24 protein-coding genes, 1 tRNA gene and 1 pseudogene are annotated in these 22695 nt (G+C 71.4%); 6 read left to right on the plus strand and 20 right to left on the minus strand.

Translation table 11 applies throughout. From position 1 onward, the window contains the following. Positions 1-2: 2 nt before the first annotated feature. From ACZ6A9_RS04955 to ACZ6A9_RS04965, 3 genes are all read right to left on the minus strand, one after another. Positions 3-1586 carry a TROVE domain-containing protein gene (locus tag ACZ6A9_RS04955; RefSeq protein ID WP_468978516.1) on the minus strand — a complete coding sequence of 528 codons (1584 nt, stop codon included), beginning with the start codon at positions 1584-1586 and terminating at the stop codon, positions 3-5. Between the two features lie 364 nt (positions 1587-1950). Next, a tRNA-Met gene (locus ACZ6A9_RS04960) sits at positions 1951-2026 on the minus strand. A 196-nt stretch (positions 2027-2222) separates the two neighbouring features. Beyond that, positions 2223-3659, minus strand: a complete 1437-nt coding sequence (locus ACZ6A9_RS04965; RefSeq protein WP_468978522.1) for a hypothetical protein — start codon at positions 3657-3659, stop codon at positions 2223-2225. Between the two features lie 212 nt (positions 3660-3871). Here ACZ6A9_RS04965 and ACZ6A9_RS04970 point away from each other — a divergent pair, with 212 nt between their 5' ends. Continuing rightward, the gene (locus ACZ6A9_RS04970; protein WP_468978529.1) at positions 3872-5680 is read left to right on the plus strand and encodes an endonuclease/exonuclease/phosphatase family protein; all 1809 of its coding nucleotides are present in this window, start codon (positions 3872-3874) and stop codon (positions 5678-5680) included. Between the two features lie 82 nt (positions 5681-5762). Here ACZ6A9_RS04970 and ACZ6A9_RS04975 read toward each other — a convergent pair whose 3' ends face one another. Both ACZ6A9_RS04975 and ACZ6A9_RS04980 read right to left on the minus strand, forming a co-directional pair. Continuing rightward, on the minus strand, positions 5763-6125 hold the full coding sequence (locus ACZ6A9_RS04975) for a DUF3618 domain-containing protein (protein ID WP_468978535.1): 363 nt from the start codon (positions 6123-6125) through the stop codon (positions 5763-5765). Beyond that, positions 6122-6538, minus strand: coding sequence for a phage holin family protein (locus ACZ6A9_RS04980; protein ID WP_468978540.1), 417 nt, complete (start codon positions 6536-6538; stop codon positions 6122-6124). Before ACZ6A9_RS04980 ends, ACZ6A9_RS04975 begins: the two co-directional genes overlap by 4 nt. Before the next feature lie 132 nt (positions 6539-6670). Here ACZ6A9_RS04980 and dapA point away from each other — a divergent pair, with 132 nt between their 5' ends. Then, on the plus strand, positions 6671-7555 hold the full coding sequence (gene dapA / locus ACZ6A9_RS04985) for a 4-hydroxy-tetrahydrodipicolinate synthase (protein ID WP_468978544.1): 885 nt from the start codon (positions 6671-6673) through the stop codon (positions 7553-7555). A gap of 6 nt (positions 7556-7561) precedes the next feature. On the opposite strand, the gene ACZ6A9_RS04990 is transcribed toward dapA, so the two are convergent. The 14 genes from ACZ6A9_RS04990 to ACZ6A9_RS05055 all read right to left on the minus strand — a co-directional run bounded on the left by ACZ6A9_RS04990 (position 7562) and on the right by ACZ6A9_RS05055 (position 18558). Next, entirely contained in the window at positions 7562-8785 is a 1224-nt protein-coding gene (locus ACZ6A9_RS04990) for a WD40 repeat domain-containing protein (protein ID WP_468978548.1), read from the minus strand. Next, a complete protein-coding gene (locus ACZ6A9_RS04995; protein WP_468978550.1) occupies positions 8782-9342 on the minus strand; it encodes a SigE family RNA polymerase sigma factor in 561 nt (186 codons plus the stop codon). The genes ACZ6A9_RS04990 and ACZ6A9_RS04995 overlap by 4 nt, the downstream gene beginning before the upstream one ends. 167 nt (positions 9343-9509) lie before the next feature. Next, a complete protein-coding gene (locus ACZ6A9_RS05000) occupies positions 9510-9749 on the minus strand; it encodes a hypothetical protein (RefSeq protein ID WP_468978552.1) in 240 nt (79 codons plus the stop codon). Between the two features lie 127 nt (positions 9750-9876). Beyond that, a complete protein-coding gene (gene dapD, locus ACZ6A9_RS05005; RefSeq protein ID WP_468978555.1) occupies positions 9877-10866 on the minus strand; it encodes a 2,3,4,5-tetrahydropyridine-2,6-dicarboxylate N-succinyltransferase in 990 nt (329 codons plus the stop codon). 53 nt (positions 10867-10919) lie between these two features. Beyond that, positions 10920-11531: a TetR/AcrR family transcriptional regulator gene (locus tag ACZ6A9_RS05010; RefSeq protein WP_468978557.1), complete on the minus strand. Its 612-nt coding sequence runs from the start codon at positions 11529-11531 to the stop codon at positions 10920-10922. After that, positions 11531-11851 (minus strand): DMT family transporter, encoded by a 321-nt coding sequence (locus ACZ6A9_RS05015; RefSeq protein WP_468978560.1) that lies wholly within the window; start codon positions 11849-11851, stop codon positions 11531-11533. Before ACZ6A9_RS05015 ends, ACZ6A9_RS05010 begins: the two co-directional genes overlap by 1 nt. A 104-nt stretch (positions 11852-11955) precedes the next feature. Next, positions 11956-12288: a metal-sulfur cluster assembly factor gene (locus ACZ6A9_RS05020; RefSeq protein WP_468456583.1), complete on the minus strand. Its 333-nt coding sequence runs from the start codon at positions 12286-12288 to the stop codon at positions 11956-11958. After that, entirely contained in the window at positions 12285-12749 is a 465-nt protein-coding gene (gene sufU / locus ACZ6A9_RS05025) for a Fe-S cluster assembly sulfur transfer protein SufU (protein WP_468978563.1), read from the minus strand. The genes ACZ6A9_RS05020 and sufU overlap by 4 nt, the downstream gene beginning before the upstream one ends. Before the next feature lie 11 nt (positions 12750-12760). Continuing rightward, positions 12761-14017 (minus strand): cysteine desulfurase, encoded by a 1257-nt coding sequence (locus ACZ6A9_RS05030; protein WP_468978565.1) that lies wholly within the window; start codon positions 14015-14017, stop codon positions 12761-12763. Next, positions 14014-14805 (minus strand): Fe-S cluster assembly ATPase SufC, encoded by a 792-nt coding sequence (gene sufC / locus ACZ6A9_RS05035; RefSeq protein ID WP_468978567.1) that lies wholly within the window; start codon positions 14803-14805, stop codon positions 14014-14016. Before sufC ends, ACZ6A9_RS05030 begins: the two co-directional genes overlap by 4 nt. 7 nt (positions 14806-14812) lie before the next feature. Continuing rightward, positions 14813-15130, minus strand: a complete 318-nt coding sequence (locus ACZ6A9_RS05040; RefSeq protein ID WP_468978569.1) for a non-heme iron oxygenase ferredoxin subunit — start codon at positions 15128-15130, stop codon at positions 14813-14815. Next, positions 15127-16347 carry a Fe-S cluster assembly protein SufD gene (gene sufD, locus ACZ6A9_RS05045; protein ID WP_468978572.1) on the minus strand — a complete coding sequence of 407 codons (1221 nt, stop codon included), beginning with the start codon at positions 16345-16347 and terminating at the stop codon, positions 15127-15129. Before sufD ends, ACZ6A9_RS05040 begins: the two co-directional genes overlap by 4 nt. A gap of 79 nt (positions 16348-16426) precedes the next feature. After that, positions 16427-17848 carry a Fe-S cluster assembly protein SufB gene (sufB, locus tag ACZ6A9_RS05050; protein ID WP_037938665.1) on the minus strand — a complete coding sequence of 474 codons (1422 nt, stop codon included), beginning with the start codon at positions 17846-17848 and terminating at the stop codon, positions 16427-16429. Next, positions 17845-18558 carry a helix-turn-helix transcriptional regulator gene (locus ACZ6A9_RS05055; RefSeq protein WP_468978576.1) on the minus strand — a complete coding sequence of 238 codons (714 nt, stop codon included), beginning with the start codon at positions 18556-18558 and terminating at the stop codon, positions 17845-17847. Before ACZ6A9_RS05055 ends, sufB begins: the two co-directional genes overlap by 4 nt. A 160-nt stretch (positions 18559-18718) precedes the next feature. Here ACZ6A9_RS05055 and ACZ6A9_RS05060 point away from each other — a divergent pair. From ACZ6A9_RS05060 to ACZ6A9_RS05075, 4 genes and pseudogenes are all read left to right on the plus strand, one after another. Next, positions 18719-19201: pseudogene (locus tag ACZ6A9_RS05060) on the plus strand (AAC(3) family N-acetyltransferase). A 31-nt stretch (positions 19202-19232) separates the two neighbouring features. Beyond that, positions 19233-20156, plus strand: coding sequence for an ABC transporter ATP-binding protein (locus tag ACZ6A9_RS05065; protein ID WP_468978579.1), 924 nt, complete (start codon positions 19233-19235; stop codon positions 20154-20156). After that, a complete protein-coding gene (locus tag ACZ6A9_RS05070; protein ID WP_468978582.1) occupies positions 20153-20923 on the plus strand; it encodes an ABC transporter permease in 771 nt (256 codons plus the stop codon). Before ACZ6A9_RS05065 ends, ACZ6A9_RS05070 begins: the two co-directional genes overlap by 4 nt. A gap of 52 nt (positions 20924-20975) precedes the next feature. After that, on the plus strand, positions 20976-22001 hold the full coding sequence (locus ACZ6A9_RS05075; RefSeq protein ID WP_468978584.1) for a COX15/CtaA family protein: 1026 nt from the start codon (positions 20976-20978) through the stop codon (positions 21999-22001). Here the strand turns inward: ACZ6A9_RS05075 and ACZ6A9_RS05080 are convergent. After that, positions 21959-22693: a nucleotidyltransferase gene (locus tag ACZ6A9_RS05080; RefSeq protein WP_468978587.1), complete on the minus strand. Its 735-nt coding sequence runs from the start codon at positions 22691-22693 to the stop codon at positions 21959-21961. The two genes, ACZ6A9_RS05075 and ACZ6A9_RS05080, sit on opposite strands and share 43 nt — an antisense overlap. Positions 22694-22695: the final 2 nt, after the last annotated feature.

Here is a 22695-nt window from a genome sequence, read left to right on the forward strand (position 1 = left end):
CCTCACGCCGCCCACGGCCAGTCGGCGTCCCGCCCGGCCTCCAGCAGCGGCACCATCCGGAACGCGGCGTCCGTGAGGCCGCCGAAAGTGTGCCGGTTCGCCGTGCCCGACGGGCCGTGGCCCGCACGGTGGCCCGCCAGGTTCCAGGTGTAGACCGGTACGTGCGCCGGGACCTGCTCCGTCGGGTCACCGTGGTGGCTGAAGGCGTACTGCTCGTCGGTGACGATCAGGACCCGGTCGTGCCCCGCGTAGTGCCGGCGCACCGCCCCGGTGGTGTCGGTGCCTCCGAGGTCACCGAACCGGCCGAGGATCCTCAGCACCGACTCGCCCCGGCGGAAACGCACCGGCCGGCTGGTCGAGCCGAACTCGACGAGGTCCGCCTCGGCCGCCCGCAGCGCGAGGGCCGTGCCGAAGACCGCCGCCGCGTCCGCGCGGGTGAGCTCGGAGCGGTCCGACATCCGGGAGTAGAACATCGAACCCGAGCGGTCCACGAGGACCAGCGTCCGTCCCCGCAGCGCCGGCACGTCGGCCAGCGAGTGCCCGAGCGCCCGCTCCAGCGGGTACGACCAGCGCAGCGACGGCGCGTGCTGGTACGCGGCCAGGTACCGGAAGGGGAACTGACGCGACCGCGCGACCTCCGCCGGGTCCGCGATGCGTGCGGCGACCGACGCGGCGACCTCGTCCGAGACGCCCGCCTCGTCGAAGTTCCGCAGGTTGCGCACCAGCGCCATCGTCCCCATGGACGGAATCACCGCCTCCCAGGCAGCCTTGTCCATCGGCCCCTGCAGCCACCCCGCCAGCGTCTCCCAGGTGAGGCCCGCGGCGGCCAGCCGCTCGGCGCCGCCGGGTGCCGTGACGACCGCGCGCCGCTCCTCCACGGGCAGCGCCATCAGCTCGCGGTGCGCGGTGAGGACCCGGTCCGCGGCGGGCGGCACAGCGGTGTCCGGGTGGTGCCGGCGGTCCAGGGCGTAGCGGAACAGCTCGCCCTGCCACGGCTTGTCCGGGTCGGGGGCCGCGTGCACCAGGTTCAGGATGTCGCCGAAGCGGTAGCCCCTGGAGGCGGTGTCGTACTTCAGCAGCGCCTTGCCCCCGTAGAGGCGGCGCACGGCGTCGGCGACACCGCGCTTGACGGGCTTGGGGATGTTCCGGCCGTAGGTCGCCGTCCAGTAGGCGAGCAGCTCACCGGGCTCGTCGGGGCGCCGCAGCACGCAGTCCACGACCTGCCGGTTCGAGGGGCCGGCGGTCGCTCCGGCGTCGAGCCGGGCCTTGACGTACTCGGCGGCGCCCACCAGGGAGGCGGTCCGCAGGTTGCCCTCGCCGCGCAGCCAGCCGAGCAGGCCGGCCGTCCACGACGGGTCGGTCACGGCGAGTTCGCGCACGAGCTTGACGAACCGGTCGTCACGGCGGTCGCCGCTCTCGTAGAAGGTCTGCTGGGTCACGAAGTGGGAGACGGCGAGCAGGAAGAGCTCGGAGCGAGCGTCACGCTCCTGGCCCCGGCCGCCCTGGTGCGTGGTGAGGACGCGGCCCGTCGACGTCACGCGCGAGGTGGGCCGCGCCTTCGCCGCCCTGGTGTTGAAGCGTGCCATGGTGAATTCCCCCGAATTCCCGTTGTCTTCGGAGGGAGGCGCGAGAAGGAGGGTGCCCGAGGAAGAAGTCGGCGACGGAACATGTCAGGCGCGTCTTCCCTTTCCGCCACATCGGCCCCGGGCCGACGACGGGATTCGAACCCGCAACAAACCTGATCCGAGAAGTATCCGCTGCCTGCGCACCGGGCACCCTGCCCTCTGCTGCGCCTCCCGAGATCAGGTCGGCGGCGGCACGGAATCTTTTTGCAGAAGAAGTAGCCGCAGCCCGCGCACCGGGAGGTGCGTGAAGTTATCGGTGTCCAGAGTTCAGGTCGGCGGAACCGACGATGGTGCTCTACCCCTGAGCTACACCGGCGCGTTGTGCCGGTGACGGGACTCGAACCCGTGACCGCCCCATTATGAGTGGAAGTAGGTCCTGCCTGCGCACTTGGACGTACATCACTCTAAAAGGGCGGCCTCGGCGGGGCGAGCGAATTAGGGCCTGTCCGGCGGATCAGGTCGGAGGAGGGCGTCGACGCGGAGCGTCGACAACCGACGACAACGCCGCGGATGGACGTGCCGGACCCCGCGTCTGCGGCATGGTCCGCCGGACAGGCCCTTGATCGGCGGACGATGCCGGCTCCGGGGCCGCGGAGCTCAGCTCCCGTGCTGCGAGCGTGCCTTGAAGGCGGCCTTGCGTGCTTCCTTGGCGACCTTCTTGTCCGGGTGCAGGCGTCCCATGGCCTCCAGCACGTCCGCGGTGGCCGGGTGGTCCACCCGCCAGGCGGTGTCGAAGAAGCCGCTGTGCTGCCGCGCCAGGCCCTCCACCAGCAAGCGCAGCTCCTCGGAGTTGCCCTCCGCGGCGAGCTGGGCGGCGACGGTGTCGATGGTCAGCCAGAAGATCAGGGCCTCGGACGGGGGCGGCACGTCGGCCGCCCCGTGCTCGGCCAGCCACACCCGGGCCAGGCCGCCCAGTTCGGGGTCGGCCAGGACTTCCCGCAGGGCGGGCTCGGCGGAGGCGCCGACCAGCGACAGCGCCTGCTGGCACCGCAGCCGGCGCAGCGGCGCGCCCGCGTCGCTGCCGCGGGCCGCCGCCAGCAACTCACGGGCGGAGGACAGGGGTTCGCGCCGGGCCAGCCACTGTTCCGTCTCCGCGTGGGCGGCAGCGGGCGGGAAGCCGGCCGTGCCGTCGAGCAGCGCGTCGGCTCCCTTGTCGGTGAGCTCCCCGACCGCCGGCGCCTCGAATCCGGCCTCCAGCAGCCGGGCGCGCAGTCCGTAGAGCCCGAGCGGGGTGAGCCGCACCATGCCGTAGCGGGAGACGTCGGTGTCGTCCACCGGTACGGCGGGCTCCTCGTCGGCGTCGGCCATCAGCGCCTCGTCGACCGGGTGGTACTCGACGAGCCCCACCGGTTCGAGCTCGCGGAACTGGTCGTCGAGCCGCATCATCGCGTCGGAGACCTGCTCCAGGACGTCGTCGGTGGGTTCGGGCATGTCGTCGGGCACGATCACCGACGCGGCGAGCGCGGGCAGCGGCACGGGTGCCCCGCCGGGGCCTTCGTCCCCGACGGTCAGCAGGTACAGGTTGCCGAGCACTCCGTCCAGGAAGTCGGCTTCGGCCTCGGGGTCCCAGTCCAGGGCGTCGAGGTCGAGTTCCCCGGAGCCCTCTCCCTCGGCGATGGCGTCGACGAGCCCTCTCAGGTCGGGGACGCTCACGTCGCCGATCACCGTTTCCAGGGCGGCGAGCCAGACCTCCAGCACGTCCCGTGGCGATCCGCCGGTGAGCAGCGCCAGTTCGGCGCCCGCGGTGACGGTCCCCTCCTCCTCGTCGACGATCTCGACGAGTCCGGTGTCGACGGCGACCCGCCACGCCTCGCTCGCCCAGGCCGCGGCGTCGTCGCCGGTCAGTCCGAGTTCCGCGGCGGCCGCGGCCAGTTGCTCCTCGACGAGCCCGCCGCCGGCGTCGACGCGGGTCCCGGGCCCGGCCCAGCGGGCGAGTCCGGCGGCGCGGGAGAGCACCGGGGTGGACAGGGCGTCGCGCGCCAGCTCCGCTTCGGGGCGCAGCCGCGCCGGCGGCAGGATGGAGCTGTCTGACATCGGCTTGTTTCTCCTAGGGACTCTGACGACTCGGCCGCTCAGCCTAGACGGATTTCCACCCATGCCGCCCGCTTCATCTCCCCTTCAGGCGCCGTACATGGCCGAAACCTTGACAAGTGGCTTGGCCAGGCTGGAGATTGACGCGCGTAGACAGGGAGTGACCCACGCTCCACCCTCGTCCCGGCGTAGATCACGTTCCCGGAGGGAATCCGTTGCCGAGCTTGTCGTCCGCGCGTCTCGCCGCGCTCACCGTTGCCGCCGTGTGCACCGCGGCATCCACCGTCGTCCTCACCTCTCCCGCGCACGCGGACTCGCTGCGCATCCATGACATCCAGGGCGACACCCGCATATCGCCGTACGCGGGTCAGCAGGTCAGCGAGGTGACCGGGATCGTCACCGGCATCCGCACCTACGGCTCGTCCCGCGGTTTCTGGATCCAGGACCCCACCCCCGACTCCGACCCGGCGACCAGTGAGGGCGTCTTCGTCTACACCGGCTCCACGCCGCAGGGTGTCGCGGTCGGCGACTCCGTCAGCGTCACGGGCACGGTGACGGAGTACGTCCCCGGCGGCACCTCGTCCGGCAACCAGTCCCTGACGCAGATCTCCCGCCCGGTCTTCACGGTCCTCTCCAGCGGCAACACCGTGCCGGCCGCGACGCCGGTCACGGCGAGATCGGTCCCGGCCGCCTACGCGCCCACCGCCGACGGCTCCATCAACGGCCTCCCGCTCCGGCCCGCCCGGTACGCGCTGGACCTCTACGAGTCCCTGGAGGGCATGAACGTCCAGGTCTCGGACACCAGGGTGGTCGGCGCGACCGACCCGTACACGGAGCTGTGGGTCACGGTGAAGCCGTGGGAGCACCGCAACGCGCGCGGCGGCACGGTCTACGGCTCGTACGACTCCCAGAACACCGGGCGTCTGCAGATCCAGTCGCTGGGCAGGGCGGCCGACTTCCCCGACGCGAACGTCGGCGACACCCTCACCGGTACGACGGCGGGGCCGCTGGACTACAACCAGTTCGGCGGCTACACGCTGGTGGCGAGCACGCTGGGCACCCTCGACTCCGGTGGCCTGCGGCGCGAGACGACCCGGGCGCAGCACGACTCCGAACTGGCGGTCGCGACGTACAACGTCGAGAACCTGGACCCCTCGGACGACACGTTCGCCGCGCACGCCGCCGCGATCGTGGACCATCTCCGGTCCCCCGACATCGTGTCGCTGGAGGAGATCCAGGACAACAACGGCGCCACCGACGACGGCACGGTGGCCGCCGACCGGACCCTGACCCTGCTGATCGACGCCATCGAGGCGGCGGGCGGCCCGCGCTACGACTGGCGTTCCGTCGACCCGGCCGACAAGGCTGACGGCGGCCAGCCGGGCGGCAACATCCGCCAGGCGTTCCTCTTCAACCCCGAGCGGGTCTCCTTCACCGACCGCCCCGGCGGAGACGCCACCACCCCCACCGACGTCGTCAAGGTCCGGGGCAAGGCCGCGCTGACCCTCTCCCCCGGCCGCGTCGACCCGGCCTCGGAGGCGTTCGCCGACAGCCGCAAGCCGCTGGCCGGCGAGTTCAGCTTCCGGGGCCGTACGGTCATCGTGATCGCCAACCACTTCGCCTCGAAGGGCGGCGACCAGGGCCTGACGTCCCAGTACCAGCCGCCGGCGCGCGGTTCGGAGACCCAGCGCCACCTCCAGGCCCGGGCGGTCCACGACTTCACCGCGAAGGTCCTCAAGACCCAGAAGAACGCCCACGTCGTGGCCCTCGGCGACATCAACGACTTCGAGTTCTCGCGGACCACCGACATCCTCGAGGGCCGCGGCACCCTCTGGTCGGCGATCAAGTCCCTGCCGAAGCCGGAGCGTTACTCCTACGTCTACCAGGGCAACAGCCAGGTCCTGGACCAGATCCTGATCACCCCGTCGATCCGCCGCTTCAGCTACGACAGCGTGCACATCAACGCGGAGTTCCACGACCAGATCAGCGATCACGATCCGCAGATCCTGCGCTTCCGCCCGTAGCGGACGGCCGCGCACGGCGGTGGGGGAGAGAACGGCCGCCCGTTCTCTCCCCCACCGTCTGCCGGGCGGATGGCGCGCCCCGTCAGCACCGGTGGCGCCACACCATCACGCCGCCCACCACCGCGGCGACCGCGGCACCCGCGATGATCATCGGCTTGCGGTGCCGTTTGCCGGCCTCACCGGCGTGCGCGGCGCTGCTGCGCATCTGCACCTTCATCGCCCCGGCCCGGTCCCGCAGCTCCTCGGCCCGCGCCCTCGCCCGCCCCTTGACGTCCATCTTCCCGGCCAGCTCCTCGACGGTGTCGCCGAGCTGGTGTCGCGTCTGCTCGATCTGCCGGCGCAGTTCGTCGGGCCCCTTGGCGCCCCGTCCCGTCGCGGCGGCCTCCGCGGCCGCGTCGACATGGGCTCCGGCGGCGGGCCCCGCGCCCCTCACGTCGTGCGTCATCGGTGCGCCCTTTCCTTGATCTCCTCCACGTCGGCCTTCACGCTGCCGAGTGTCTTCTCCGGTTTGGGCGGCGTGGCCCGTCGCAACTGCCCGCGGCCGGCGGCGGCGAGCACACCGGCGATGAGGAACAGCACGCCCGTGACGATGAGTGCCGCGGCCCACAGGGGCAGCACCAGGTCCAGCGCAGCGACACCCGTCCCGGCCAGCGCCAGCAGCCCGGCGTAGCCGAACGCGCCCGCCGCCCCCAGCATCCCGCCGCCCTTTCCGGCACGGCGGCCCTTCTCCGCCAGTTCTTCCTTGGCGAGTGCCACTTCCTGCCGTGCGAGCCGTGAGATCTGCTCGGTGGCCTGCCCGACGAGCTCACCCACGCTGTGCTCGTCACGAACCGGCCGTCGCTCGATGGTTCCGGTCACGATGCGCCTCCTCTCGGGTCGGGAGGAACCGAGTACCCCTGCGCACCCCGCGCTATCCATAAAGCAATGCTTACGCGTACCCGTCATCACATGTAAGTGGAACTTCACGGGCCGACGGCCGACACTACCCCCATGCATCCTCCTTTCGGCCGCACCCTGTGCGCGATGATCACCCCGTTCACCTCCGCCGGCGCGCTCGACCTGGAGGGCGCGCGGCGTCTCGCCGACCACCTGGTGACCCGGGGCTGCGACGGTCTGGTCCTGTCCGGCACCACGGGCGAGTCCCCCACCACCACGGACGCCGAGAAGTCGGACCTGATCACGGCGGTGCGCGAGGCGGTCGGCACCCGCGCCACGATCGTCGCCGGCGTCGGCACCCCGGACACGGCCCACACCGTCGAGCTGGCCCGCGCGGCGGAGCGGGCGGGCGCCGACGGCCTGCTGGTGGTCGCCCCGTACTACAGCCGTCCGCCGCAGGACGCGGTCGAGGCCCACTTCCTTCACGTGGCCGACGCGACGGGCCTCCCGCTCGCCCTGTACGACATCCCGGCCCGTACCGGCACCCGCATCGAACCCGAGACCCTGCTGCGCCTCGCGGAGCATCCCCGGATCGTGGCGGTGAAGGACTGCAGTTACGACTTCCTGTCGGCGCAGAAGCTGATGTCCCGCACCGACCTCGCGTACTACGCCGGCTGCGACGAGCACAACCTCGCCCTCTACGCGGTCGGCGGCGCCGGTTGTGTCAGCACGGTCGCCAACGTGGTCCCCGAGCACGTGCGCGGCGTACTGGACGCCTTCGACGCCGGCGACACGGCCCGCGCGGCGCACCTCCAGCAGCGGCTGATCCCCCTCATCGAGGCCGTGATGTCGGACGGCCTCCCCGGCACGGTCACCGCGAAGGCCCTCCTCACCGCCCTGGGTCTCCCCGCGGGCCCGGTCCGCGCGCCGCTGAGGCCCGCCGACCGGCTCACCACCGACGGCCTCAGGGCGGCGTACGACGGCCTGACCAGCGCCTGACTCACCTCACCGCCGCACGAACACCGGCTCCCACCGCCCTCTCGTGTCGTCCTTGGGCGACCGGAACCCGCTCAGCGGAACCACCTTGTCGCTGCCCACGGTGACCAGCACCAGCCGCTGGTGGAACTCGTTGCCGTCGGCACCGATGTCCCAGGCGACGAGCGATTCGTCGTCGGCCCAGGCCAGCAGCTGCTGCCCGCGGATCTCGGCGACCTGCTCGCCGGTACGGGGATCGAGGATCCAGGAGGACGTCTGGTGTGACTTCCCCGCGAAGTCACCGGCGAGCCTCCGTCCGTCCGGCGACAGACCGGCGTCGACGTGCCAGATCCGGTGCGCCTCACGGGGCGGGGGCTCGACGGCGTTGCCGGCGAGGTCGAAGTAGTCCAGGGGAATCTCCATGGAGATCCGCCCCGCCCACACGAAGCGGCCGTCGGCGCTGAAGTCGAAGTCCTGGCGCGCGTTGATGGTGCCTGCCGGGCCGGACAGGTCGTTGCTGGTCTCGATCTCGACCCAGGACCCCGCCCCCGAGGCCACGTCGACGACCTGGAAGCCGTTCCGGGGCGACATCTCACGCGACTGCCATCCGACCGACCCGTCCGGGTCCTCGATCCTGTGCAGCACATCGGGATTCTCGCCGTACGTCGTCGCCACGAGCTTGCGGCCGTCCGGTGAGAAGGCCAGGCCCGCGACCTTGTGATCGACCGGGATCCAGCGCTTGACCTCGCCACTGGCGAGATCGAGCAGCCCGATGCGCCCGGCGGGCAGTTCCCGCTCCAGCACGGCCGCGGTCCTCAGCCCCGGGGCCACGGCCACGAACGACCACCGGTCGTCCTTCTCGTACTTCTCGGTCCCCGGGTCGAGCAGCCAGTAGGTGCGCTCGGAAACCCTGCGGTCCTCGGCCAGTTGCACCTTCTCGGTGGTGAAGTACGCGGCCATCGCCACCTCCCCGGCGGCCAGCAGATCCCGCGGCGGCGACTGACCGGCCCGGGCGATGACCTCACCCTGCTCCACCCCACCCGAGGGCCGCACCCCCTCCCCGCCTGCGTCCAGCACGGGCACCCCCACCGAGACCGCGATCACGGCCGTCAGCGCGGCGGCGGCGGAGACCAGCCCGCGGGTCCGGCGGCGCCGCCGCACCGCCAGTACCCGTTCGGCGAATCCCGGTCCGGGAGCGGTCAGTTCCGCCGCCTGCTCACGCAACGCGTCACGCACGAGTTCGTCGACGTTCACGACCGCACCTCCACGGGCGGGTAGTCACCGGACGGCCGTCGCTCGGCCTCGGACGCGCCGAGCGAGCGCAGTTCGGGCGCGAGCGCGCGCAGCCGGGCCAGGGAGCGGTGGGTGGTGGACCGTACGGTGCCCACCGAGCAGCCCAGGATGCGGGCCACCTCGGCCTCGGGCAGGTCCTCGAAGTAGCGCAGCACCAGCATGGTCCGCTGGCGTGCGGTCAGCCGGGCCAGCGCACCCCGCATCACCAGGCGCAGCTCCGCGTCGGCCGAGGCGGAGCCCCCGTCCGTACCGGGTTCCGGCGGCTCGGCCACGCTGAGTTCACGCCCGCGCCACTTCAGCCGCCAGCGGCTGATCTGCTGCCGGTAGAGGATCCGCCGCACGTACGCCTCGGGTTCGTCGATGCGGTGCCAGCGGCCCGCCGCCTTGATCAGCGCGTTCTGCAGCAGGTCCTCGCCCGCGTGCCGGTCGCCGCCGCTCAGCAGGACCGCCGTCTTCAGCAGTGCGGACGACCGGTTCGCCACGAACTCCCGGAAACTGTCCTGCGCCTCGGCATCCATCGTCACCTTCTCGTCACCCGGGAGCGAGCCCTGTGTCCGCTCCCCGCGCCTGTGTGGACGCGCGCGGACGGCTCCCGCTATGCCACCGCACAGCGACTTCACGAAAAGAGCGGGCCGGACCGCGCCGCGTTCCCACGCGGCGCGGTCCGGCCCGCCGGAGCGACCCCTCAGTTCCAGGCGTACCCGTCACCGAACAGCAGGAAGTGTTCCAGTACGTCCTCCGCGGGATCGTCGATCTGACCGACGTTGGCGTTGATCAGTCCGACGCGGTGACCGTTGTGGGAGGCCGTGCTGGTCTCGTCCGCGTGCGCGGAACCGGCCAGCGTGCCGCACAGCATCAGCACGGCCGCCACTGCCATCACTCCGACCGCACAGCGGAGCACGCCCCGCACCCACTCGTTCGTCATCGCCCGTTCGTCCCCATTTCCGTATGTCAGTCGTTCCGGCTTCTGATCGGACCTGCGTCCACCCGTTCATCTGCCAAAACGACCCCGAAGTCACGGGCAGTAGCCCGTACGGGGCGCGGACGGCGGGTCAGTTGTGGCTGTGCAGGACGTCGTTGAGGCCGCCCCAGACCGCGTTGTTCGGGCGGGCCTCGACGGTGCCGGTGACGGAGTTGCGGCGGAAGAGGATGTGGGAGGCGCCGGACAGGTCACGGGCCTTGACGACCTCGCCGTCGGGCATGGTGACCCGGGTACCGGCGGTGACGTACAGGCCGGCCTCGACCACGCACTCGTCGCCGAGGGCGATGCCGACGCCCGCCTCGGCGCCGATCAGGCACCGCTCGCCGACGGAGATGCGCACGTTGCCGCCGCCGGACAGGGTGCCCATGGTGGAGGCGCCGCCGCCGATGTCGGAGCCGTCACCGATGACGACACCGGCCGAGATGCGGCCCTCGACCATCGACGTGCCGAGCGTGCCGGCGTTGAAGTTGACGAAGCCCTCGTGCATCACGGTGGTGCCTTCGGCGAGGTGCGCACCGAGCCGCACCCGGTCGGCGTCGGCGATGCGGACGCCCTTGGGGGCGACGTAGTCCGTCATGCGGGGGAACTTGTCGACGGACGTCACGGCGAGGTGCAGGCCCTCGGCGCGGGCGTTGAGGCGCACCTTCTCCACGTCGTCCACGGCGACCGGGCCGAGCGAGGTCCAGGCGACGTTGGCGAGGTGGGCGAAGATGCCGTCCAGGTTCTGGCCGTGCGGCTTCACCAGGCGGTGCGAGAGCAGGTGCAGGCGCAGGTAGACGTCGTGCGCGTCGACCGGCTTCTCGTCCAGCGAGGAGATGACCGTGCGGACCGCGACGACCTCGACACCCCGGCGTGCGTCCGGTCCCACCGCCGCGGTGGCGGCGCCGCCCAGCAGCTCGGCGGCCCGCTCGGCGGAGAGCCTCTCGGTGCCCGAGGGGCCGGGCTCGGCCACGAGTTCGGGGGCGGGGAACCAGGTGTCGAGGACGGTGCCGTCGGCGGCGAGGGTGGCGAGGCCGGCGGCCACTGCGCCGGTGGTGCTCTGAGCAGTCGTGTCGGTCATAAGGGCAACCTAACCGTCCGGCGCCCACGGACGCGAACCGGTCCCCGGGCATCTCACGTGCCGGTCGGGCCGCGCCGGGGCGTGCGCGCGCCGGCGGCCTGCGCCCGTCCACCGTTCCCGCGCCGTCCCTCCGGGATCACCCGTCGCAGAACGTCCCGCGCGTACGCCTCGTCGTAGGGCGTGCCGGTCAGCAGCACCTGGAGGAAGATGCCGTCCATCAGGGCGACCAGCGCCCGGCCGGTGACCGGGTCGGTGCGGCGGGACAGCCGCTCGACGAGGCCCTCGCCCCACTCGGCCGCCACGGGGCGCAGGGCGGGACGGCGCAGGGCGGCCAGGTACAGCTCGTACTCCAGTTCCACGCCCGTGCGTTCACCGGCGAGCCATTCGCCCATCAGGGCCGCCAGCGAGGTCACCAGGTCGGTGCACGGGTCCTCGAGGCCGCCGCGTGCGGCGACCATGCCGGCGAAGCCCTCGTCGGCGCTGCGCAGGGCGGCGACCAGCAGCTCGTCGAGGGTCTTGAAGTGGTACGTGGTGGAGCCGAGCGGAACGTCGGCCTCGGCGGCGACGCTGCGGTGACTGAGCCCGGCGATGCCGCCGCGGCCCACGACCCGGATCGCGGCGTCCATGATCCGCCGGCGCCGCTCGGGGTCGTAGCGCCGGGCCATCAGTGCGAGCCGCCCAGGTTGAGCACCACGACGCCGATGATGATCAGCGCGATCCCGGCGGCCTTGGCGGCGGTCAGCCCCTCCCCCAGGAACGCCACGCCGATGCCGGCGATGGCCGCGGTGCCCACCCCGGCCCAGATGGCGTAGGCCGTGCCGACGGCGACGGTGCGCAGCGTCTGGGCGAGGAGGCCGAAGGAGACGAGGTATCCGAGCACCGTCAGCAGCGAGGGCCAGAGCCTGCTGAAGCCGTCGCTGTACTTCATGGCGGTGGTGGCGCACACTTCGGCGGCGATGGCGCCGGCGAGCAGCAGGTATCCCATGTGTACGAGCGTACGCAGCGGTGGGGTGTGCTCCCCCGCACCAGGACGCACGAGAACGGCGACGCCCCGGGGGGGCGTCGCCGTTCTTCCGTGCGGAGCGGGTGTCAGACGTTGAAGCCCAGCGCCCGGAGCTGCTCACGACCGTCGTCGGTGATCTTGTCGGGTCCCCACGGCGGCATCCAGACCCAGTTGATGCGCAGTTCGCTGACCAGGCCGTCCGTGGCGGACTTCGCCTGGTCCTCGATGACGTCCGTCAGCGGACAGGCCGCGGACGTCAGGGTCATGTCGACGGTCGCCACGTTGGAGTCGTCGATGTGGACGCCGTAGATCAGGCCGAGGTTGACGACGTCGATGCCCAGCTCGGGGTCGACGACGTCCATCAGCGCCTCCCGGACCTCCTCCTCGGAAGCCGGCTTCATCTCCACGGTCTCGCTCATGCCGTTGTCCTTTCGGCGTCGGCGCCCAGCGCCTGGGCCGTCGCGTCCTTCCACGCCATCCAGCTGAGGAGGGCGCACTTCACCCGGGCGGGATACTTGGACACCCCGGCGAACGCCACCGCGTCCTCCAGGACCTCCTCCATCGCCTCGTCGGGCTCGATCCTCCCCTTGGACTGCATCAGCTCCAGGAAGGTCCCCTGGATCCGCTGCGCCTCGGCGAGGTCCTTGCCGACCAGCAGGTCGTTCAGCACGGAGGCGGAGGCCTGGCTGATGGAACAGCCCTGCCCCTCGTAGCTGACGTCGCTGATCGTCGTGCCGTCGTACTTCACGCGCAGCGTGATCTCGTCACCGCACGTCGGGTTGACGTGGTGCACCTCGGCGTCGCCGTCCCTCAGACCACGCCCGTGCGGGTTCTTGTAGTGGTCCAGGATGACGTCCTGGTACATCGAGTCCAGCTTCACGCCTCAGCCCCTCATCCGAAGAAGTTCCGTACGTGCTCCAGGCCGTCGACCAGTGCGTCGATCTCGGCCGGCGTGGAGTACAGATAGAACGACGCTCGCGTGGTCGCGGGAATTCCGTACCGCAGGCAGACGGGCCGCGCGCAGTGGTGGCCGACCCGGACCGCGATGCCCTGCTCGTCGAGGACCTGGCCCACGTCGTGCGGGTGGATGTCACCGAGCGTGAACGAGATCGCGGCACCGCGGTCCTCGGCCGTGGCGGGGCCGATGATGCGCAGGTCCTCGACCTCGGTGAGCCGCTTGACGGCGTACTCGGTGATGGCGTGCTCGTGGGCGAGGACCTTGTCCATGCCGATGGCCGACAGGTAGTCGATCGCCGCGCCGAGTCCGACCGCCTGGGCGATCGGCGGGGTGCCCGCCTCGAACTTGTGCGGGGCCGGCGCGTAGGTCGACGAGCTCATCGACACGGTCTCGATCATCTCGCCGCCACCGAGGAACGGCGGCAGGTCCTCCAGCAGCTCCTGACGGCCCCAGAGGACGCCGATGCCGGTCGGGCCGCACATCTTGTGGCCGGTGAAGGCGACGAAGTCGGCCTGGAGGGCCTGGACGTCCAGCGGCATGTGCGGCGCGGCCTGCGAGGCGTCGATGCACACCAGCGCGCCGACCTCCTGGGCGCGGCGCACTATCGCCTCGACCGGGTTGACCGTGCCCAGGATGTTGGACACCAGCACGAAGGAGACGATCTTCGTCTTCTCGGTGATGACCTCGTCGATGTTCGACAGGTCGAGCCGGCCGTCGTCGGTCAGCCCGAACCACTTCAGCTTCGCGCCCGTGCGCTGCGCGAGCAGCTGCCAGGGCACGATGTTGGAGTGGTGCTCCATCTCCGTGATGACGATCTCGGTCTCGTGGTCCACCCGGTAGGGCTCGTCGGCCCAGCCGAGCATGTTGGCCACGAGGTTGAGCGACTCGGAGGCGTTCTTGGTGAAGATCACCTCGTCGCGCGAGGGCGCGTTGACGAACTCCGCGACCTTGTCGCGCGCGCCTTCGTACAGCGCCGTGGCCTCCTCGGCGAGCACATGCACACCGCGGTGGACGTTGGCGTTGTAGCGCTCGTAGTACTCGGCGAGAGCGTCCAGCACCTGACGCGGCTTCTGCGAGGTCGCCGCATTGTCCAGGTACACGAGCTTCCGGCCGTCGTGGACCTGGCGGTCCAGGATGGGGAAGTCCTTGCGGATCGCCTCTGTGTCGAGGAGGCCCGGCAGCTGTGTCACGCGACTTCCTCCTTTGAGTGGCCTCCGGCCACGGAGCCACCCTTCACGTATGCCTCGTAGCCCTCGTTCTCCAGCTTGTCCGCGAGCTCCGGACCGCCGGACTCGACGATGCGGCCGTTCGCGAACACGTGGACGTGGTCGGGCTTGATGTAGCGCAGGATGCGCGTGTAGTGCGTGATCAGCAGGGTGCCGACCTCGCCGGACTCGCGGACGCGGTTGACGCCCTCGGAGACGATGCGCAGGGCGTCGACGTCGAGGCCGGAGTCCGTCTCGTCGAGGACCGCGACCTTCGGCTTGAGCAGCTCGAGCTGGAGGATCTCGTGCCGCTTCTTCTCACCGCCGGAGAAGCCCTCGTTGACGTTGCGCTCGGCGAAGGCGGGGTCCATGTTGAGGCGCTCCATGGCCTCCTTGACCTCCTTCACCCAGGTGCGCAGCTTGGGGGCCTCGCCGCGGATGGCGGTGGCGGAGGTGCGCAGGAAGTTGGAGACCGAGACGCCGGGGACCTCGACCGGGTACTGCATGGCGAGGAACAGGCCGGCGCGGGCGCGCTCGTCGACGGACATCTCCAGGACGTCCTCGCCGTCGAGGGTGACGGTGCCGCTGGAGATCGTGTACTTGGGGTGACCGGCGAGCGCGTAGGCGAGGGTCGACTTGCCCGAGCCGTTGGGGCCCATGATGGCGTGCGTCTCGCCCTGCTTCACGGTGAGGTCGACGCCCTTGAGGATCTCCTTCGTGGCGTTGTCGGCCTCGACGGTGACGTGCAGGTCTCGGATTTCAAGCGTTGCCATGGGTGCCTCAGGACTCCTGGGTGACGGAGACGAGCACGTCGTCCCCTTCGATCTTTACGGGGTATACGGGGACCGGGCGCGTCGCCGGGAGGGCGTCGGGCTTGCCGGAACGGAGGTCGAAACGCGAGCCGTGCAGCCAGCACTCGATGTGGCAGTCGTCCACCTCGCCCTCCGAGAGGGAGACGTTGGCGTGCGAGCAGATGTCGTTGATCGCGAACACCTCGCCCTCGGTGAGCACGACGGAGACCGGCGTGCCGTCGAGTTCCACCCGCTTCGGGGTGTCCTCCTCCAGCTCGCTGAGCCCGCAGGCGCGTTGGAAGGTCATCCGACCGCCGCCTCCAGCTCCTCCTCGATCTTGGCGATCAGCCGCTCCTCGATGTCCGGGACGCCGATCTGCTGGACGAGCTCGGCGAAGAAGCCCCGCACGACCAGGCGGCGGGCATCCTTCTCGGCGATGCCGCGGGCCATCAGGTAGAAGAGCTGCTCGTCGTCGAAGCGGCCGGTGGCGGAGGCGTGGCCGGCGCCGACGATCTCGCCGGTCTCGATCTCCAGGTTGGGCACGGAGTCGACGCGGGCGCCGTCGGTGAGCACCAGGTTGCGGTTCATCTCGTAGGTGTCGGTGCCCTCGGCCTTGGCCTCGATGAGCACGTCACCGATCCACACGGCGTGCGCGTCGGTGCCCTGGAGCGCGCCCTTGTAGGCGACGTCGGACTTGCAGTGCGGCACGTTGTGGTCGACCAGGAGGCGGTGCTCCTGGTGCTGGCCGGCGTCCGTGAAGTACAGGCCGTACAGCTCGGCCTCGCCGCCGGGGCCGGCGTAGGCCACGCGCGGGTGGAGGCGGACGACGTCGCCGCCGAAGGTGACGACAACCGACTTGAAGGTGGCGTCGCGTCCGACGAGGGCGTTGTGCTGGGCGACGTGCACCGCCTTGTCGTCCCAGTCCTGGACGGAGACGACGGTCAGCTTGGCGCCGTCACCGAGGACGAAGTCGACGTTGGCGGCGAGTACCGCGTCACCGGTGTGGTCGATGACCACCACGGCTTCGGCGAAGGCGCCGAGCTCGACCAGCTGGTGGCCGTAGGCGGTGCCGCCCTCGCCCCGCACCGCGATGCGGATCGGCTCGGTGAGGACGGTCTCCTTCGGCACGGTCACGACCGAGGCCTGCTCGAAGGCGGAGTACGCCTGGGCGGCGACGCGGTCCACGGGGGTGCCGGCGCGGCCGAGCCGCGCGTCGTCGCGGCCGACGGTCTCGACGGTGACGCCCTCGGGCGCCTCGACGGCGACCTTGACGCCCCCGCCGGTGGCGGTGGCGGTGCCGTCGTGCAGCCCTCGCAGCCGCTCCAGCGGGGTGAACCGCCACTCCTCCTCCCGGCCGTGGGGGACGGGGAAGTCCGCCACGTCGAAGGACGGGGGCGCGCTCATGCGGGTGGCGACGGTCGACTCGGCGGCCACCGCGATCGAGCCCGCGGTGGTGGAACCCACGGGCGGGGGTCCCCCCGCCGGAGCGTAGCCGGAGGTGGGGGAGTTCTGAGCCTCAGCCATGGCTGTCGTAGTGCTCGCTTTCCTTACGTAAGGGGCTTGACGGAACGCCGGGGCGGCCGGTGGCCGCCCCGGGCCGGTGTCAGCCGACCGCGCCTTCCATCTGCAGCTCGATCAGCCGGTTGAGCTCCAGCGCGTACTCCATCGGCAGTTCCTTGGCGATCGGCTCGACGAAGCCGCGCACGATCATCGCCATCGCCTCGAACTCGCTCAGGCCGCGGCTCATCAGGTAGAAGAGCTGGTCCTCGGAGACCTTGGAGACGGTCGCCTCGTGGCCCATGGACACGTCGTCCTCGCGGACGTCCACGTAGGGGTAGGTGTCCGAGCGGGAGATGGTGTCGACGAGCAGCGCGTCGCACAGCACGTTGGACTTGGCGCCCGGGGCGCCCTCGCCGATCTCGATCAGACCGCGGTAGGAGGTGCGGCCGCCGCCGCGCGCCACCGACTTGGAGACGATGTTGGACGAGGTGTTGGGGGCCATGTGGACCATCTTGGCGCCCGCGTCCTGGTGCTGGCCCTCGCCGGCGAAGGCGATGGACAGCGTCTCGCCCTTGGCGTGCTCGCCCATGAGGTAGACGGCCGGGTACTTCATCGTCACCTTGGAGCCGATGTTGCCGTCGACCCACTCCATGGTCGCGCCCTCGTAGGCCACGGCGCGCTTGGTGACCAGGTTGTAGACGTTGTTCGACCAGTTCTGGATGGTCGTGTAGCGGCAGCGGGCGTTCTTCTTGACGATGATCTCGACGACCGCGGAGTGCAGCGAGTCCGACTTGTAGATCGGCGCGGTGCAGCCCTCGACGTAGTGCACGTAGGCACCCTCGTCGACGATGATCAGGGTCCGCTCGAACTGGCCCATGTTCTCGGTGTTGATCCGGAAGTAGGCCTGGAGCGGGATCTCGACGTGCACGCCCGGCGGGACGTAGATGAAGGAGCCGCCCGACCACACGGCGGAGTTCAGCGACGCGAACTTGTTGTCGCCGACGGGGATGACCGTGCCGAAGTACTCCTTGAAGAGCTCCGGGTGCTCCTTCAGGGCCGTGTCGGTGTCGAGGAAGATGACACCCTGCTCCTCCAGGTCCTCACGGATCTGGTGGTAGACGACCTCCGACTCGTACTGGGCGGCGACACCGGCGACGAGGCGCTTCTTCTCGGCCTCCGGGATGCCCAGCTTGTCGTAGGTGTTCTTGATGTCCTCGGGCAGGTCCTCCCAGGACTCGGCCTGCTTCTCCGTGGAGCGCACGAAGTACTTGATGTTGTCGAAGTCGATGCCGGAGAGGTCGGATCCCCAGTTCGGCATGGGCTTCTTCTCGAACAGGCGCAGCCCCTTGAGGCGGAGCTTGGTCATCCACTCCGGCTCGTCCTTCTTCGCGGAGATGTCCCGGACGACGTCCTCGTTCAGGCCGCGGCGCGCCGACGCACCGGCCTCGTCACGGTCGGCCCAGCCGTATTCGTAGGTGCCCAGACCCTCCAGCTCGGGGTGGGCAGTCTCCGTGGGGAGAGTCATGCGGGGTTCCTCCCGGACGTGCTTTCAGATGCGTGGTGGGAAATCTTGGGGATGAACGTCGTGCAGACGCCGTCGCCGTGCGCGATCGTCGCCAGCCGCTGTACGTGTGTACCGAGCAGCTCGGCGAAGAATTCCGTCTCGGCCTCGCACAGCTGCGGGAACTGTTCGGCGGCGTGGGCGACCGGACAGTGGTGCTGGCAGAGCTGTTCGCCGACCGGTGCGCTGCGCGCGGTTGCAGCGTACCCGTCCGCGCTCAGGGCCCTGGCCAGCGCTTCCGTCCGCTGCTCGGGGGCCACGCCCTCGACCGCCTTGCGGTAGGTGTCCGCCTGGGCGGCGATCCGGGCGCGGGCGAAGGCGGCGATCGCCTCGCTGCCTCCCTCCCGCTCGCCGATCCAGCGCAGGGCGTCCACGGCCAGCTTGTCGTACGACTGGTCGAAGGCGTCCCGTCCGCAGTCCGTCAGGGCGAACACCTTGGCCGGGCGCCCGCGCGTGCGAGCGCCGTAGACCCGGCGCTCACGGGCTTCCACGACGTTGTCGGCGGCCAGCGTGTCCAAGTGCCGGCGTACGGCCGCCTGGGTGAGTCCGAGGCGCCCGGCCAGCTCGGCGACGGTCGACGGGCCGTGGTCCAGGATGGAGCGGGCGACGCGGTTGCGGGTGGACCGCTCACCGGTTGCCAGTTCCTCGTGGGAAGCCTCGCCGACGTTTTTCACAACGCCATTGTTGCGTAATTCGTCCGGGACCGGCAAGCCGCGCTTGATCGGCCCCACGGTGCGCTACGTCACTTAGGTAAACCTAATCCGACCTGCGGAAACGATCTCTGATCGATCAGATCGGTGGCGCCCGGCGGCGGCTCCCGCACCCTGCCTGACCATGCCCGCACCCGTTCCGACCGGCCCGCTCGTCACCCGCGGCTCCCTGACGGCGCGGCTCGACGCGCTCGGTGTCCGGCCGGGCGAGATCCTTCTCGCGCACTCCTCGCCCAACCCCTCGGCCGGGTCAACGGCAGCGCTGCCACCGTGGTCCGGGCGCTCCTGGACGTGCTCGGCCCGGACGGCACACTGGTCGTGCCCACGCAGACCGGCGGCCTCTCCGACCCTGCGCTGCGGCAGGCCCCGCCGGTGCCGCACGAGTGGTGGGACACGCGACCGACTGCCGGCTGGGCGAGCACAGTCCGCCTCCGAGGGCTTCGACGAGCTGGGGCACGACGTCGAACGCGACCGTCCCGTCGTACGCGGCACGGTGAGGGCGGCCGGGGCCCGGCTGTTCCCGCTGGCGGACGCGGTGGCCTGCGCCGAGGGCCGGCTGCGCACGCACCGTCCCCGTGAGGAGGAGTTCCAGCACCCCACGGCCTGAGGCCCGGGCGGTCTCCCTAGACTCGTGTCCCATGCGAAGTGAGCCCGTGGTCCAGGTGCAGGCCCTGGTGAAGCGGTACGGCACGAAGACCGCGGTGGACGGCCTCGACCTGCTGGCCCGGCCGGGCGTGACCGCCGTGCTCGGCCCGAACGGGGCGGGCAAGACGACCACGATCGAGACCTGCGAGGGATACCGGCGCCCGGACTCCGGCACCGTACGCGTGCTGGGCCTCGACCCGGTGCGGGAGTCGGCGGCGCTGCGCCCCCGGGTCGGCGTGATGCTCCAGTCCGGCGGCGTCTACTCGGGCGCCCGGGCCGACGAGATGCTCCGGCACGTGGCGAAGCTGCACGCGCATCCGCTGGACGTGGACGCGCTGATCGAGCGCCTGGGGCTCGGCTCCTGCGGCCGGACCTCCTACCGGCGGCTCTCCGGCGGCCAGCAGCAGCGGCTGGCGCTGGCCATGGCCGTGGTCGGGCGCCCCGAGCTGGTGTTCCTGGACGAGCCGACCGCCGGCCTCGACCCGCAGGCCCGCCGCGCCACCTGGGACCTGGTCCGGGACCTGCGCGCCGACGGCGTCTCCGTGATCCTCACCACCCACTACATGGACGAGGCCGAGCAGCTCGCCGACGACGTGGCGGTCATCGACGCCGGCCGGGTGATCGCCCAGGGCTCCCCCGAGGAGCTGTGCCGGGGCGGCGCCGAGAACACGCTCCGCTTCTCGGGGCGGCCGGGGCTGGACGTGGCCTCCCTGCTGAAGGCCCTGCCCTCCGGCTGCACCGCCGCCGAGGTGACCTCGGGCACGTACCGGGTCGTCGGCGACGTCGGGCCGCAGCTGCTCGCCACGGTGACGTCCTGGTGTGCGCAGCACGGCGTGATGCCGGACCGGATCTCGGTGGAGCGGCACACCCTCGAAGACGTCTTCCTGGAACTCACCGGCAAGGAGCTGCGCGCGTGACGGCCACCGGCACCTACTCACCGAAGCCGGGCGCGGCGCCCCTGACCCGCATGATCGCGGCGCAGGCCGTGCTCGAGACGAAGATGCTGCTGCGCAACGGCGAGCAGCTGCTGCTGACCGTGATCATCCCCACGCTGCTGCTGGTGCTGTTCGGCACCGTGGACGTGGTGGACCTCGGCGAGGGCGAGGCGGTGGACTTCCTGGCCCCCGGCATCCTGGCGCTCGCGGTGATGTCGACGGCGTTCACCGGGCAGGCCATCGCGACCGGTTTCGAACGCCGCTACGGCGTGCTGAAGCGGCTGGCCTCGTCCCCGCTGCCCCGCTGGGGGCTGATGACCGCGAAGACCCTGTCGGTGCTGGTCACCGAGGTGCTCCAGGTACTCCTCGTGACGGTGATCGCCCTGGCGCTCGGCTGGTCCCCGCAGGGCGACCCGGTCTCCGTGTTCCTGCTGCTGGTACTCGGCACGGCCGCCTTCTCGGGGCTCGGGCTGCTCATGGCCGGCACCCTGAAGGCCGAGGCGACGCTCGCCGCCGCCAACCTGGTCTTCCTGCTGCTGCTCGTCGGCGGCGGGGTGATCGTCCCGCTCGACAAGTTCCCGGACGCGGCCCAGGCCGTGCTCGGCCTGCTGCCGATCTCGGCCCTCTCGGAAGGGCTGCGGGACGTGCTCCAGCACGGGGCCGGAATGCCGTGGGGCAACCTCGGCGTCCTCGCCGTGTGGGCGGTCGCGGGGCTCGCGGCGGCCGGGAAGTTCTTCCGCTGGGAGTAGTCGCGTGCCCGGAGGCGACCCTCGTGAAAGCGTGCACAAGCGGCGCCTTACGATGGGACGCGTGCCAAACGTGACCCGCGCCGACGCCCCTGCGAGCCGGCGCACCCCCCTCGCCCTCATCGCCGCCCGCTGGACCCCGGATCCCCGGACCGTCCGACGGGCGGCCCTCGCCGCGCTCGTCATGGCCGTGGTCATCGTGGTCACCGGCGGTGCCGTCCGGCTCACCGGGTCCGGCCTGGGCTGCCCGACCTGGCCCAAGTGCACCGAGGACTCGATCACCTCGACCCGTGAGATGGGCCTGCACGGCGTCATCGAGTTCGGCAACCGCCTGCTCACGTACGTGCTGTGTGCCGCCGTCGGATGGGCGATCGTCGCCGCGCGCTCGCAGAAGCCGTTCCGGCGCAGCCTGACCCGGCTGGGCTGGGCGCAGTTCTGGATCGTCATGGGCAACGCGATCCTCGGCGGCATCGTGGTCCTCGTCGGGCTCAACCCGTACACGGTCGCGGCGCACTTCCTGCTGTCCTCGGCGCTGATCGCGGTCGCGACGGTGATGTGGCAGCGCACCCGCGAGGGCGACGGCGAGCCCCGCCCGCTGGTCGGCACGGCCGTGCGGCAGCTGGTGTGGTTCCTGGTGGCCGCCTCCGTGCTGCTGATCGCGGTCGGCACGGTCGTCACCGGCGCCGGCCCGCACGCCGGCGACTCCAGCGAGGTCGCGCGGATGCCGGTGGACTGGGAGACGGTCAGCAAGCTGCACGCCGTGCTGGCGTGGATCGTGGTGACGCTGACGTTCGCCCTGTGGTTCGTCCTCAAGGCGGTCGACGCCCCCGAGGGCCCGCTGGCCCGCACCCGCGAGCTGTTCCTGATCCTGCTCGCCCAGGGCGCCATCGGCTACGTCCAGTACTTCACCGACCTCCCCGAGGTCCTGGTCGGCGTCCACATGTTCGGCTCGTGCGTGATGTGGATCTGGGTGCTCCTGGTCCTGCTGTCCCTGCGCGAACGCCCGGCGCTGTCCGCGGACCCGACCGCGCTGCCGGCTCAGGAGCCCGCCACCAGCGCGTCGATCGCCGGCCCGAGGTAGTCCCGGGTCAGCCGGGCCCTGCGCAGCACCCACTCCCCCCGGGGCGGCGGGGCCCCGTCGTAGCGCCGCCTCCGGATGTCCGCGACGACCTCGCCGGGCGCGCCGAGGCCGGGCAGTACGTCCAGGGCCTCCCGCTTGGAGATCAGGCGCCCCTCGCGCAGGGTGACGGTGGCGCGGGCGAAGGTCAGCAGGCCCAGGTCGACCCACACGTCCTGCGTCCAGTTGGTGGCCCGGTCCACTTCCCGCCGCCAGTAGTCGCGCTGGTCGCGCACCACGAACGCGGCGAGCTCACCGTCCGGCACCGGCGGCAGCACGTCCGCGGGCGGGGCCCCGTGGAGGACTCGGCCGAACGTGTGCAGCTCGGCGCGGGTGACCGGGGTGACCGGGCGCCGGAACAGCTGCTGGTGCGCCCAGGTGAGGTGGCGCCGCCCGGCGTCCGCGGCGGTCGGCGGTGTGAGGTAGGTGCAGTGCAGCCGGCCCGCGAGCGGCGCGGTGCGCAGCCGCGTGTGCAGCAGGGCGATCCGCCACACCGTGCGCGGAGGGATCGGGTGGTCGAGGACCGCGATCAGGTCCAGGTCGCTGCGGCCCTCCACGTAGTCGCCCCCGGCCAGTGAGCCGTGCGCCCATACGGCGACGGGGGCGAGCGGTGTCATGGCGGTCAGGAGGCGGTCGAGCAGGGCGTCGGTCGGCATCC

The sequence above is a fragment of the Streptomyces sp. NPDC041124 genome (assembly GCF_055592385.1).